Raw genomic sequence first — 12,137 nt, forward strand, 5'->3', positions numbered from 1 at the left:
TTATCCCTTCACGGCGCCGGCGGTCATGCCGCCGACGGCCTTGCGCTGGAGGAAGATGAAGATCAGCAGGACCGGCACGGCGAACAGGGAGGACGCGGCCATGGTGGCGCCCCAGTCGTTGCCGAAGGCGGTCTGGAACTCGGTGAGCCAGAGCGGCAGGGTCTGCGCGGACTTGTCCTTGTTCAGGATCAGGACCATCGCGAACTCGTTCCAGGCGGTGATGAAGCCGAAGAGCGAGGTGGACATCAGGCCGGGGGCGAGCAGCGGGAAGATCACCTTGCGGAAGGCCTGGCCGCGGGTGCAGCCGTCGATCTGGGCGGCCTCCTCCAGGGTCACCGGGACGGCGGCGATGAAGCCGCGCAGGGTCCAGATGGTGAAGGGGAGGACCATCACGAAGTAGATCGCGGTGAGCAGGGGGAGGCTGTTCAGCATCTCGCTGTCGCGGGCGATCATGTACATCGCGATGACCATGACCTCCCAGGGGGCCATCTGCGCCATCATCACGGCGAGGACGAGGCCCTTGCGGCCCTTGAACTTCATGCGGGCGATGGCGAAGCTCGCGGCGAGCGCGACGAGCAGGGCCAGCAGGACGGCGCCGACGGTGACCAGGACGCTGTTGGTGACGTACGTCCAGAACCGGTCGACCCCGGTGGCCTTGGTGAAGTTGTCCAGGGTCGGGGTGAAGACGAAGACCGGGTCCTTGGTGAGGATCTCGCCGGACGGCTTGAGCGCCGAGGAGAACATCCAGTACACGGGGAAGACGAAGACGAGGGCCAGCAGGAGCGCGCCGAGGTTCTTGGCGACGGCTCCCGGGCGGACCGGCCGGCGGGTGCGGAGCTTCTGCGCGGGCCGGGCGGACGGCGCGGGCGGGCCGGACGGCGCGGGCTTCGGGGCGGTGGTCGTGCTCACTGCTCCTCCTCCTGCTTCAGGATCAGGCGGAAGTAGAAGGACATGACGACCACGAGGATCACGATCGTCAGGACGGAGATCGCGGCGGCGAGGCCGTAGTGGGCCTGGCTCTGGCCCTCGACGTAGGCGAAGACCGGCAGGATCTCGGAGGCGCGGTCGGGGCCGCCCTTGTTCATCGCGTAGACCTGGGTGAAGGCCTTGAAGACCCAGATCACCTCGAGGAACGTGGTGACGAGGAAGAAGGGCTTGAGGTTCGGGAAGACGATCTTCCAGAAGGTCTGCCAGCCGTTGGCGCCGTCCATCCGGGCGGCCTCGTACAGCTCGGAGCTGACGGTGGTCAGGCCGGCGTACATGTTGAGCGCGACGAAGGGGATGGAGCCCCAGACCACCAGGATCGTGACGATCACCAGGGTGGAGAGGCCGGTCTCCATCCAGTTGTGCTGCTCGTAGCCCGCGAAGCCGGCGGTGCGCATGAGCCAGTTCATGACGCCGAACTGCTCGTCGAACAGCCACTTGAAGACCTGGACGGAGGCGACGATCGGCATGGCCCAGGCCATGACCAGCGCCATCGACAGGACCAGGCGCATCTTCTTGCCGAGCTTGTTCAGCAGGATGCCGATGAGGCTGCCGAACACCATGATGAGTGCGACGTTGGCCAGGGTGAAGCCGAAGCTCCGGGCGACGACGGTCCAGAAGTTCACGTCGCCGAGCAGCTCGGTGTAGTTGCCGAGCCCGGCGAAGGGGTACTTCCGCTGGATGAACTCGATCTTGTTGATGTCCTGGAAGGACAGGATCACGTTCTTGATCAGCGGATAGAGCAGGAGGGTCGCGAGGCTGAGCACCGCGGGCCCGATCAGCAGGTAGGGCAGCCACCCCGACGGGAGCGACCTGCCGGCCCCGCGAGGAGACGTACGGCCGCGGTCGCTCCCGCTGACCGGTGCCTTCGGCGGCGGCACGGCGGACTTCATCGGTGCGTCCTGTGGAGCGCTGGTCGCCGCCCCCTGGGAGTGCACAGTCATGGTCTTCGTTTCCTCGCGGTTGACTGTGGAGTCACATGCGCGACCGGGGGTGCGGCAGGCGCTGCGGGCGCCCGCCGCACCCCCCGGTGCGTTCACACTGCTGGGTGGTGCGGGTGCTGCGGGTGCAGCCGGTACTGCGGGGCGGGACTACTTGTTGATGCGGTTCGCGATTTCCTTGTCCGCGTCCGCGCCCGCCTTGGCGGCGTCCTCACCCTTCAGGACCTTGGTCATGAACTCCTTGATGGGGTTCGGCTCGGTCTCGACGTTCGCCCAGCCCGCGGTGACCGGCGTGATCTTGCCGTTGACCCCGGCCTTGCCCATGGCCTCCGCGAACGAGCCGGGGGCGGGGGTGAAGTTGGCGCCGGCCTGGTTCGGGAGCAGCGCGCCCTTGGTCTCGGCGGCGTACTTGGTCATCTGGTCCTTGCCTGCGGCGAGGGCCAGCCACTCCTTGGCGAGCTCCTTGTTCTTGGAGCGCTCGGCCACCGCGAGGTTCGAGCCGCCGAGGAAGACGGTGCTGGTCTTGTCGGCGGTCTTGCCCGGGATCGGGAAGTAGCCGAAGTCGGCCTCCTTGCCCGCCTCCTTCAGGGCCTTCTCGGCGCCGCCGGCCTCCCAGCCCAGACCGATCCAGGAGGCGACGCCGCCCTTGGGAACGATGTCGGTGGACTGCTGCGGGTTGGCCTCGTCCTTGTCCTTGGGGGCGGTGGAGAAGGACTGCAGCTTCTTGTAGAACTCCATCGCGGAGGCGGCCTGCGGGGTGCCCAGTCCGCCCTTCCACTTGCCGCCGTCCTTGACGGCGAGGTCGCCGCCCTCGTCCCAGATCAGGCCGGCGAGGACGTACCAGCTCTGGCCCGGCAGGTAGATCGGCTGCGAGGCCGGGTCGGCCGCCTTCAGCTTCTCCAGGCCGGCGATCCACTCGTCGCGGGTCTTCGGCGGGGTGACACCCGCCTTCTCGAAGGCCTTCTTGTCGTAGATGACGACGCGGTTGGCGGCGTACCAGGGGGCGGAGTAGAGCTTGCCGTCGACCTCGGCCGAGGCGAGCATGCTCTTCTGCCAGGCGTCGGCGCCGAGCTTGGCCTTGTCCTTCGTCAGGTCGGCGAGGCCGCCGGTGACCGCGTAGCCGGCGGTCTGGGTGTTGCCGAGCTCAAGGACGTCCGGAGGGGTGTTCTCGGAGAGGGCGGTGGTGACCTTCTCCTGGATGCCGGTCCACTTCTGCTCCTCGACCTTCACCGTGACACCGGGGTGCTTGGCCGAGAACTCCTTGTTGACCTCTTCGATCCAGGCCTTCGGCGCGGAGCCGTCCATCACCCAGACGGTGATCTCCTTGGGGCCCGCGTCGGCCGTGGCCTTGCCGTCGTCGCCGTTGCCGCACGCCGCGACTCCCGCCAACATGCCCGCCACACTGACCGCCACGATGAGCTTGCGCTTCACGCCACCCTCCTCAGGGATGCCTGCCTGCACTTCCCTTGCCCGCCGCGGTGACATACGCGAAGTACTGCCGTGGGGCCGGGATCTGATCCATATTGGTTTAGACCAGTAGCTGGAGCTTGGCCTAGACCTTTAGGGGTGTCAAGGGTCTAATGAGCGGGTGCTCGGTCCGTTATCGGACCGACACCTGGGGAGAGAGAAGGCCTGTCCCCCCGCACGTGTCACGATGTGACCGCACATATCGGAGGAGCCGGTGACGGCAGCGAAACTGGAGTCGGGAAGGCGGGCGGCGATGGCCACCGAAGGGGCGATCACGGAGCCGGAAGGCGGGGCGGCCACCCGCACGGCGCGTGTACCCAAGTACTACCGACTCAAGCGGCACTTGCTCGACATGACCGAGACCCTGCCGCCCGGCACCCCGGTGCCGCCGGAGCGCACGCTCGCGGCCGAATTCGACACCTCGCGGACCACCGTCCGCCAGGCCCTCCAGGAGCTCGTCGTCGAGGGCCGCCTGGAGCGGATCCAGGGCAAGGGCACCTTCGTCGCGAAGCCCAAGGTCTCGCAGGCCCTGCAACTCACCTCGTACACCGAGGACATGCGCGCCCAGGGGCTGGAACCGACGTCCCAGCTGCTGGACATCGGCTACGTGACGGCCGACGACACCCTGGCCGGGCTCCTCAAGATCAGCACCGGTGGACGGGTCCTGCGCATCGAGCGGCTGCGGCTGGCCAGCGGTGAGCCGATGGCCATCGAGACCACCCACCTGTCGGCCAAGCGCTTCCCCGCCCTGCGCCGTTCGCTCGTCAAGTACACCTCGCTCTACACCGCCCTCGCCGAGGTCTACGACGTCCACCTCGCCGAGGCCGAGGAGACGATCGAGACCTCGCTGGCGACCCCGCGCGAGGCCGGCTTGCTCGGCACCGACGTCGGCCTGCCGATGCTGATGCTCTCCCGGCACTCCCTCGACGCGGACGGGGAGCCCGTGGAGTGGGTGCGGTCGGTGTACCGCGGCGACCGGTACAAGTTCGTCGCCCGGCTCAAGCGCCCCGCCGTCTGAGGGCGGGCGGCCGACTGAGGGCGGGCGGCTGAGGGCCGCCGGAGACCCGCCGGAGACCCGCCGGTGTTCCGTCCCTATATACCGGGAACCGGAATACCGGAATACGGACGGGGTCTTACGTTCACCAGGCAATACCCCGTAGATTCCCTGCGCTTACGCAGATGATCGACGAGGGGACGAGGGTCATGCCTGAACCGGAAGCAACTGGGACACAGCGGGACGCGGCGGGTCCGGGCACCAGGCCGGGCTCGCCTTCTGCGAAGTCCATCGCCGTGTGGGTGCTCGTCGGACTCGTCGGGGCCGTCGGCTGGGGCGTCCTGGCCCTGTCGCGCGGCGAGGAGATCTCCGCCGCGTGGCTGCTCGCCGCCGCACTGGGCTCGTACGCGATCGGCTACCGCTTCTACTCGCGGTTCATCGCCCACCGCGTCCTGAAGGTGGACAAGACGCGGGCCACCCCCGCCGAACGCCTTGACAACGGTGTCGACTTCCACCCCACCGACCGACGGGTCCTTTTCGGCCACCACTTCGCCGCCGTCGCGGGTGCCGGACCGCTCGTCGGACCGGTGCTCGCCGCGCAGATGGGCTACCTGCCCGGCACGATCTGGATCGTCGCGGGCGTGATCTTCGCCGGCGCCGTGCAGGACATGGTGACGCTGTTCTTCTCCACGCGGCGCGACGGCCGTTCGCTCGGCCAGATGGCCCGGGACGAGATCGGCCCCGTGGGCGGAGCCGCCGCCCTCCTCGCCGTCTTCGCCATCATGATCATCCTGCTGGCCGTGCTCGCGCTGGTCATCGTCAACGCCCTGGCGCACTCGCCCTGGGGAGTCTTCTCCATCGGCATGACCATCCCGATCGCCCTCTTCATGGGCTTCTACCTGCGCGTCCTGCGACCCGGCCGGGTCACCGAGGTCTCACTGATCGGCGTGGCCCTGCTGCTGCTCGCCATCGTCGCGGGCGGCTGGGTCGCGGAGTCCTCGCTGGCGGACACCTTCACCCTGGAGAAGGAGACGCTGGTCATCTGGATGATCGCGTACGGCTTCCTGGCCTCGGTGCTGCCGGTGTGGATGCTGCTCGCCCCGCGCGACTACCTCTCCACGTTCATGAAGGTCGGCACCATCGCGCTGCTCGCCCTCGGCGTGTTCATCGCGATGCCCACCCTCAAGATGCCCGCCGTCACCGACTTCGCCTCGCGCGGCGACGGCCCGGTCTTCGCCGGCTCGATGTTCCCGTTCGTGTTCATCACGATCGCCTGCGGCGCCCTGTCGGGCTTCCACGCACTGGTCTCCTCGGGCACCACCCCGAAGATGATCCAGAAGGAAACCCAGGTCCGGATGATCGGCTACGGGGCGATGCTCACCGAGTCCTTCGTCGCCGTCATGGCCGTGATCACCGCCTGCATCCTGGAGCCCGGGCTCTACTTCGCCATCAACTCCCCCGGCGGCGTCATCGGCACGACGGTGGAATCGGCCTCGCAGGCGGTCACGAACTTCGGCTTCGCCATCTCCCCGGAGGCCCTGGCCCAGGCCGCGAAGGACGTGGAGGAGACGAGCCTGCTCTCGCGCACCGGTGGCGCGCCGACCTTCGCCCTCGGAATGTCCGAGATCTTCGCCTCGGTGATCGGCGGAGGCTCGATGAAGGCGTTCTGGTACCACTTCGCGATCATGTTCGAGGCGCTGTTCATCCTCACCACGGTGGACGCCGGCACCCGGGTCGGCCGGTTCATGCTCCAGGACACCCTGGGCAACGTGCACAAGTCTTTCAAGGACGTCAGCTGGAAGCCCGGCGTGTGGCTCGCCAGCGCCGTCGTCGTCGGCGGCTGGGGCTACTTCCTGTGGGTCGGCGTGAAGGACCCGCTGGGCGGCATCAACCAGCTGTTCCCGCTGTTCGGCATCGCGAACCAGCTGCTGGCCGCCGTCGCCCTGGCGGTCTGCACCACGCTGCTGGTGAAGTCGGGGCGGCTCAAGTGGGCCTGGGTGACGGCGGTTCCGCTGGCCTGGGACGCCACCGTGACGCTCACGGCCAGCTACCAGAAGATCTTCTCCGAGGACGTCCGGGTCGGCTTCTTCGCCCAGCGCGACAAGTACCAGGCCGGCATCGACGCCGACAAGGTGCTGCCGCCCGCCAAGACCATGGACGAGATGCACACGGTGGTCACCAACGCCACGGTGGACGGGGTCCTGTGCGCCCTCTTCGCCCTGCTGATCGTCATCGTGCTGGCCGACGCGGCCCGCACCTGCTTCAAGGCGATCAGCAACCCGGAGTCGGCGAAGCTCGCCGAGGTCCCGTGGACGGAGTCGAAGATCATCGCTCCCGCAGGGCTGGTCCCCACCGCCGAGGAGAAGGCCGAACTCGCCGCGGCGGGCCTGGATTCGGGCGGCGGGCGGGTCAAGGAGCCGGTGGCCTGATGAGCCTGCGCAGCGCACTGGCGAGGGCGCGGTACTTCGTACGGGAGTTCTCGGGGGAGGCGGCCTACGACCGGTACGTCGCCCACACCCGCTCCCACGACCCGCACGCGGAGGTCCCGACCCGTCGCGCGTTCGAACGGGCCCGCACGGACGCCCGCGAGGCGGACCCGCGCGAGGGCTTCGGCTGCTGCTGAGCCCGTGACGGCCCGAAGGGTCCTACCGCCTGGCGGTAGGACCCTTCGGCTTGCTCAGCGCACCCAGTCCTTGAGGGGCTCGGTCTGGAGGGTGATGCCTACGGGGTCGGGAAGGTGGATGTCCTTCCCGAAGGGGACCGTGCGGACGGTCTCATACCGCCGCCCGTCGGGCTCGCTGTAGACCGAGACCTCACAGCTGTCCCTGTCGATCAGGAGGTAGACCGGAATGCCGGTCTCCGCGAAGGCCCGGGGCTTCTCGATACGGTCGCGCCGATCGGTGTCGGAGTCATACGAGGTGACCTCGACGACCATCAGGACAGAATCCGGGTCGACCCAATCACCTTGCGCCTTCATAAAGCCACTCGGTGCCAGCACTCCATCAGGCTTGGCACGCCCCTCGCGATACTGCTGCACCTTCAGTCCCTGCTCGGGGTACAGGAAGAGCTCGGGTCGGTGCTGGATGCAGATGCGCAAGAGCCACTCGATGATCAGTCCGTGGCCGCCGTCCGGCACGGCCTTGACTCCCAGCTTCCCGTCGATGAATTCCAACCGCAGCCCTTCGATCTCTCTGGCGCCTATACGCGCCAGGGACTCGAACTCCTCGGTCAGCATGTGGGGCCGGTCGGTCATCACGGGTGATGCCTCACTCACCTTCATCGACGGTGCTGTATCCGACGATAGCGCCGGGCACCGACACCCGTCCTGCACACTCGACCCCATGGACATCGTGATCAGGGAAGCACTGCCTGCGGAGTACGAGGCGCTCGGGGCGATCACCGCGCAGGCCTATCTCGGGGACGGGCTGCTCACCTTCGGCGAGGAGGACCCCTACCTCGCCCGGCTGCGGGACGTGGCCGGGCGGGCCGCGGACAGCGAGATACTCGTCGCCGCCCACAGCGACGGCCAGCTGCTCGGGGGTGTGGCCTTCGCCCCGCCGGGGAGTTCGTTCCGCGACATCGCGGGGTCCGACGAGGCCGAGTTCCGGATGCTGGCCGTCGCCCGGGAGGGCCGCGGGCAGGGGATCGGCGAGGCGCTCGTACGGGCCTGCATCGACCGCGCCCGCGCCCTGGCGGGCGTCCGGCGCCTCGTGCTGTCCACGTCCGACGACATGCCGACCGCCCACCGGCTCTACGAACGCCTCGGTTTCGTACGGACTCCCGCGCGGGACTGGGAGCCCTTCCCCGGCCTCGCTCTGCTCACGTACGGTCTCGAACTGTAGCCGCGGCGACACAACATCTAGGGGGTCGCACACGAGGCGGCCCCCACATGTATGCTCATGCCTGCTGTCGCCGCAGGGGAATCCGGTGCGAATCCGGAACTGTCCCGCAACGGTATGAAAAGTCCGAGGACCTGCCGACGGCGCACCCGGCTCGACCGAACCGGGTGCCGATACGTCCGGGCCTCGCGGTTGGGCCGGTGGACGCCATGCGGTGTACGCGTTCTGCCACGCCCGCATGCGCCTCCCCGTGCCCGCCCGCCGTCGACCGGGCCGAGCGAGGGAGAGCTCCCGCCGTGACCATCGCGCCTTCCGCACCGCGCGCCGAGTCCGTTTCTGGCGACACCACCGAGGGCCCGGGGGCCACGCTGCTGCGTACCCTCACCGAACTGACGGCGGACCTCCCCGACACCGACCCCGGCCGGGTCGCCGCCGCCGCACTGCGCGGCCGCAGTTCCGCCGCCGACGAGGCCGAACTGCGCGGCCTGGCCACCGAGGCTGCCGCCGGCCTGATCTCCGAGGACCCGGCGTACTCCAAGCTGGCCGCCCGGCTGCTGACGCTGGCCGTCCGCGACGAGGCCGCCGGCCAGGGCGCCACCTCGTTTTCCGCCTCGGTCGCGGTCGGGCACCGCGAGGGCCTCATCGCCGACCGCACGGCCCAGTTCGTGACCACGCACGCGGCCAGGCTGGACGCGCTGGTGGAGCACGCCCTCGCCGAGGGCGCCGACGACCGCTTCGGCTTCTTCGGCCTGCGCACCCTGCACAGCCGCTACCTGCTGCGCCACCCGATCACCCGCCAGGTCATCGAGACCCCGCAGTACTTCATGCTGCGCGTGGCCTGCGGTCTCGCCGAGGACGAGAGCGTCCAGGCCGTCGAGGAAGTGGCCTCGCTCTACCGGCTGATGAGCCGCCTCGACTACCTGCCGTCCTCCCCCACGCTCTTCAACTCCGGCACCCGGCACCCGCAGATGTCCTCCTGCTACCTGCTGGACTCCCCGCTGGACGAGCTCGACTCGATCTACGACCGCTACCACCAGGTCGCCCGCCTCTCCAAGCACGCCGGCGGCATCGGCCTCTCGTACTCCCGCATCCGCGCCCGCGGTTCGCTGATCCGCGGCACCAACGGCCACTCCAACGGCATCGTGCCGTTCCTGAAGACCCTCGACGCCTCCGTCGCCGCCGTGAACCAGGGCGGCCGCCGCAAGGGCGCCGCCGCCGTCTACCTGGAGACCTGGCACGCGGACATCGAGGAGTTCCTGGAGCTCCGCGACAACACCGGCGAGGACCAGCGCCGCACGCACAACCTGAACCTCGCCCACTGGGTCCCGGACGAGTTCATGCGCCGCGTGAACGCCGACGCCGACTGGTCGCTGTTCTCCCCCGCCGACGTGCCCGAGCTCGTCGACCTGTGGGGCGACGCGTTCGACGCCGCCTACCGCAAGGCCGAGGCCGCGGGCCTCGCCCGCAAGACCATGCCGGCCCGCGACCTGTACGGCCGGATGATGCGCACCCTCGCGCAGACCGGCCAGGGCTGGATGACCTTCAAGGACGCCTCCAACCGCACGGCGAACCAGACCGCCGAGCCGGGCACCGTCGTCCACTCCTCCAACCTGTGCACCGAGATCATCGAGGTCACCAACGACGGCGAGACGGCTGTCTGCAACCTCGGCTCGGTCAACATGGGCGCCTTCGTGGTGGACGGGGACATCGACTGGGAGCGCCTGGACGAGACCGTCCGCACCGCCGTGACCTTCCTCGACCGCGTGGTGGACATCAACTTCTACCCGACCGAGCAGGCCGGCCGCTCCAACGCCCGCTGGCGCCCGGTGGGCCTGGGCGCGATGGGCCTCCAGGACGTCTTCTTCAAGCTCAAGCTGCCCTTCGACTCCCCCGAGGCGAAGGCCCTGTCCACCAAGCTGTCCGAGCGCATCATGCTGGCCGCGTACGAGGCCTCCTGCGACCTCGCCGAGCGCAGCGGCCCGCTGCCGGCCTGGGAGCAGACCCGCACCGCCCGCGGCGTCCTGCACCCGGACCACTACGACGTGCAGCTGAACTGGCCGGAGCGCTGGGACGCGCTGCGCGCCCGGATCGCCCGGACCGGCATGCGCAACTCGCTGCTCCTGGCCATCGCCCCGACGGCGACGATCGCCTCGATCGCGGGCGTGTACGAGTGCATCGAGCCGCAGGTCTCCAACCTCTTCAAGCGCGAAACGCTGAGCGGTGAGTTCCTCCAGGTCAACGCCTACCTGGTGGACGAGCTGAAGCAGCTCGGCGTGTGGGACGCGCAGACCCGCGAGGCGCTGCGCGACGCCTCGGGTTCGGTACAGGGCTTCGGCTGGATCCCCGCCGAGGTGCGCGAGCTGTACCGCACGGCGTGGGAGATCCCGCAGCGCGGCCTGATCGACATGGCGGCGGCCCGTACCCCGTTCCTCGACCAGGCCCAGTCGCTGAACCTGTTCCTGGAGACGCCCACCATCGGCAAGCTGAGCTCGATGTACGCGTACGCCTGGAAGCAGGGCCTGAAGACCACGTACTACCTGCGCTCGCGCCCGGCGACGAAGATCGCCCGTGCCGCGACCGGCTCGGCCGTCCCGGCCGCCGCCACCCCGCTCCCGCAGGCCGTCGACGCCGAAGCGCTGGCCTGCTCCCTTGAGAACCCCGAGTCCTGCGAGGCCTGCCAGTAATGAGCTCCACCGACCACAAGAACCTCCTGGACCCGGGCTTCGAGCTCACGCTGCGGCCCATGCGCTACCCGGACTTCTACGAGCGCTACCGGGACGCGATCAAGAACACGTGGACGGTCGAGGAGGTCGACCTCCACTCGGACGTCGCGGACCTCGCGAAGCTGACGCCGGCCGAGCAGCACATGATCGGCCGTCTGGTCGCGTTCTTCGCGACGGGCGACTCGATCGTCTCGAACAACCTGGTGCTGACGCTGTACAAGCACATCAACTCCCCGGAGGCGCGCCTGTACCTGTCGCGCCAGCTGTTCGAGGAGGCCGTGCACGTCCAGTTCTACCTGACGCTGCTCGACACCTACCTGCCCGACCCGGACGACCGGGCGGCCGCCTTCGACGCGGTCGAGGAGATCCCCTCCATCCGCGAGAAGGCGCAGTTCTGCTTCCGCTGGATGGACTCCGTCGAGAAGATCGACCGGCTGGAGACGCAGGCCGACCGCCGCCGCTTCCTGCTGAACCTGATCTGCTTCGCGGCGTGCATCGAGGGCCTGTTCTTCTACGGTGCCTTCGCGTACGTGTACTGGTTCCGCTCCCGCGGCCTGCTGCACGGCCTGGCCACCGGCACCAACTGGGTCTTCCGCGACGAGACCATGCACATGAACTTCGCCTTCGAAGTCGTGGACACGGTCCGCAAGGAGGAGCCGGAACTCTTCGACGACGCCCTCCAGCAGCAGGTCACCGACATGCTGAAGGAGGCCGTGGCGGCGGAGCTGCAGTTCGGCCGCGACCTGTGCGGCGAGGGCCTGCCGGGCATGAACACCGAGTCGATGCGCGAGTACCTGGAGTGCGTCGCGGACCAGCGCCTGGTCCGCCTCGGCTTCCCGGCCGTGTACGGATCGCAGAACCCGTTCTCCTTCATGGAGCTGCAGGGCGTGCAGGAACTGACCAACTTCTTCGAGCGCCGCCCGTCGGCGTATCAGGTCGCCGTCGAGGGCACGGTCGACCTGGACGAGGACTTCTGAACGGTGTGAACCGTGGATCGGCCGGCAGCAGCCTTGCGCAGCTGCCGGTCGATCCTGCGTTCACGGGCCATGCCGTACAGGGAGGGGCCGAGGAGCAGGACCGCGAGGGCGAGGACGGTGAGGTAGTTCAGGAAAGTGCTCATGGGCCTACTTTCGGCCGGGCGAGCAAGATCGGACAGTGGCAGGACTGTCATGAAGGAGCGAATTACTGC

11 protein-coding genes and 1 riboswitch are annotated in these 12,137 nt (G+C 68.7%); of the genes, 6 read left to right on the forward strand and 5 right to left on the reverse strand.

Annotated features, from left to right (window positions below; genetic code table 11):
* From AB0D44_RS11055 to AB0D44_RS11065, 3 genes are all read right to left on the reverse strand, one after another.
* Positions 1 to 780, reverse strand: a complete 780-nt coding sequence (locus AB0D44_RS11055; protein ID WP_362588010.1) for a carbohydrate ABC transporter permease — start codon at positions 778 to 780, stop codon at positions 1 to 3.
* Positions 781 to 905: 125 nt separating this feature from the next.
* Entirely contained in the window at positions 906 to 1,928 is a 1,023-nt protein-coding gene (locus tag AB0D44_RS11060) for a sugar ABC transporter permease (protein WP_362587752.1), read from the reverse strand.
* 147 nt (positions 1,929 to 2,075) lie between these two features.
* The gene (locus AB0D44_RS11065) at positions 2,076 to 3,356 is read right to left on the reverse strand and encodes an extracellular solute-binding protein (RefSeq protein WP_362587755.1); all 1,281 of its coding nucleotides are present in this window, start codon (positions 3,354 to 3,356) and stop codon (positions 2,076 to 2,078) included.
* Between the two features lie 289 nt (positions 3,357 to 3,645).
* Here AB0D44_RS11065 and AB0D44_RS11070 point away from each other — a divergent pair, with 289 nt between their 5' ends.
* From AB0D44_RS11070 to AB0D44_RS11080, 3 genes are all read left to right on the forward strand, one after another.
* Positions 3,646 to 4,410 carry a GntR family transcriptional regulator gene (locus AB0D44_RS11070; protein ID WP_362588013.1) on the forward strand — a complete coding sequence of 255 codons (765 nt, stop codon included), beginning with the start codon at positions 3,646 to 3,648 and terminating at the stop codon, positions 4,408 to 4,410.
* 185 nt (positions 4,411 to 4,595) lie between these two features.
* On the forward strand, positions 4,596 to 6,815 hold the full coding sequence (locus tag AB0D44_RS11075) for a carbon starvation CstA family protein (protein WP_362587758.1): 2,220 nt from the start codon (positions 4,596 to 4,598) through the stop codon (positions 6,813 to 6,815).
* Positions 6,815 to 7,009 carry a YbdD/YjiX family protein gene (locus tag AB0D44_RS11080; RefSeq protein WP_362587761.1) on the forward strand — a complete coding sequence of 65 codons (195 nt, stop codon included), beginning with the start codon at positions 6,815 to 6,817 and terminating at the stop codon, positions 7,007 to 7,009. Before AB0D44_RS11075 ends, AB0D44_RS11080 begins: the two co-directional genes overlap by 1 nt.
* Positions 7,010 to 7,063: 54 nt before the next feature.
* On the opposite strand, the gene AB0D44_RS11085 is transcribed toward AB0D44_RS11080, so the two are convergent.
* A complete protein-coding gene (locus tag AB0D44_RS11085; RefSeq protein WP_362587764.1) occupies positions 7,064 to 7,666 on the reverse strand; it encodes a Uma2 family endonuclease in 603 nt (200 codons plus the stop codon).
* 61 nt (positions 7,667 to 7,727) lie between these two features.
* Here AB0D44_RS11085 and AB0D44_RS11090 point away from each other — a divergent pair, with 61 nt between their 5' ends.
* The 3 genes from AB0D44_RS11090 (at position 7,728) to AB0D44_RS11100 (ending at position 11,925) form a co-directional block, all read left to right on the forward strand.
* Positions 7,728 to 8,228: a GNAT family N-acetyltransferase gene (locus tag AB0D44_RS11090; protein WP_362587767.1), complete on the forward strand. Its 501-nt coding sequence runs from the start codon at positions 7,728 to 7,730 to the stop codon at positions 8,226 to 8,228.
* Positions 8,229 to 8,272: 44 nt separating this feature from the next.
* A riboswitch (cobalamin riboswitch) is annotated at positions 8,273 to 8,382 on the forward strand.
* 139 nt (positions 8,383 to 8,521) lie between these two features.
* The gene (locus AB0D44_RS11095; protein WP_362587770.1) at positions 8,522 to 10,909 is read left to right on the forward strand and encodes a ribonucleoside-diphosphate reductase subunit alpha; all 2,388 of its coding nucleotides are present in this window, start codon (positions 8,522 to 8,524) and stop codon (positions 10,907 to 10,909) included.
* Positions 10,909 to 11,925, forward strand: a complete 1,017-nt coding sequence (locus AB0D44_RS11100) for a ribonucleotide-diphosphate reductase subunit beta (RefSeq protein ID WP_362587773.1) — start codon at positions 10,909 to 10,911, stop codon at positions 11,923 to 11,925. Before AB0D44_RS11095 ends, AB0D44_RS11100 begins: the two co-directional genes overlap by 1 nt.
* Here AB0D44_RS11100 and AB0D44_RS11105 read toward each other — a convergent pair.
* Positions 11,880 to 12,068: a hypothetical protein gene (locus AB0D44_RS11105; protein ID WP_362587776.1), complete on the reverse strand. Its 189-nt coding sequence runs from the start codon at positions 12,066 to 12,068 to the stop codon at positions 11,880 to 11,882. The genes AB0D44_RS11100 and AB0D44_RS11105 overlap by 46 nt on opposite strands.
* Positions 12,069 to 12,137: the final 69 nt, after the last annotated feature.

The sequence above is a fragment of the Streptomyces sp. NPDC048349 genome (genome assembly GCF_040651925.1).
In the GTDB taxonomy this organism is placed as follows: Bacteria; Actinomycetota; Actinomycetes; order Streptomycetales; family Streptomycetaceae; genus Streptomyces.

Excerpts from the sequence above, each read along its gene's own strand:
- AB0D44_RS11060 (WP_362587752.1), bottom strand. The coding sequence starts at position 1,928 with ATGACTGTGCACTCCCAGGGGGCGGCGACCAGCGCTCCACAGGACGCA.
- AB0D44_RS11070 (WP_362588013.1), top strand. The coding sequence starts at position 3,646 with ATGGCCACCGAAGGGGCGATCACGGAGCCGGAAGGCGGGGCGGCCACC.
- AB0D44_RS11075 (WP_362587758.1), top strand. The coding sequence starts at position 4,596 with ATGCCTGAACCGGAAGCAACTGGGACACAGCGGGACGCGGCGGGTCCG.
- AB0D44_RS11080 (WP_362587761.1), top strand. The coding sequence starts at position 6,815 with ATGAGCCTGCGCAGCGCACTGGCGAGGGCGCGGTACTTCGTACGGGAG.
- AB0D44_RS11085 (WP_362587764.1), bottom strand. The coding sequence starts at position 7,666 with ATGAAGGTGAGTGAGGCATCACCCGTGATGACCGACCGGCCCCACATG.
- AB0D44_RS11090 (WP_362587767.1), top strand. The coding sequence starts at position 7,728 with ATGGACATCGTGATCAGGGAAGCACTGCCTGCGGAGTACGAGGCGCTC.
- AB0D44_RS11100 (WP_362587773.1), top strand. The coding sequence starts at position 10,909 with ATGAGCTCCACCGACCACAAGAACCTCCTGGACCCGGGCTTCGAGCTC.
- AB0D44_RS11105 (WP_362587776.1), bottom strand. The coding sequence starts at position 12,068 with ATGAGCACTTTCCTGAACTACCTCACCGTCCTCGCCCTCGCGGTCCTG.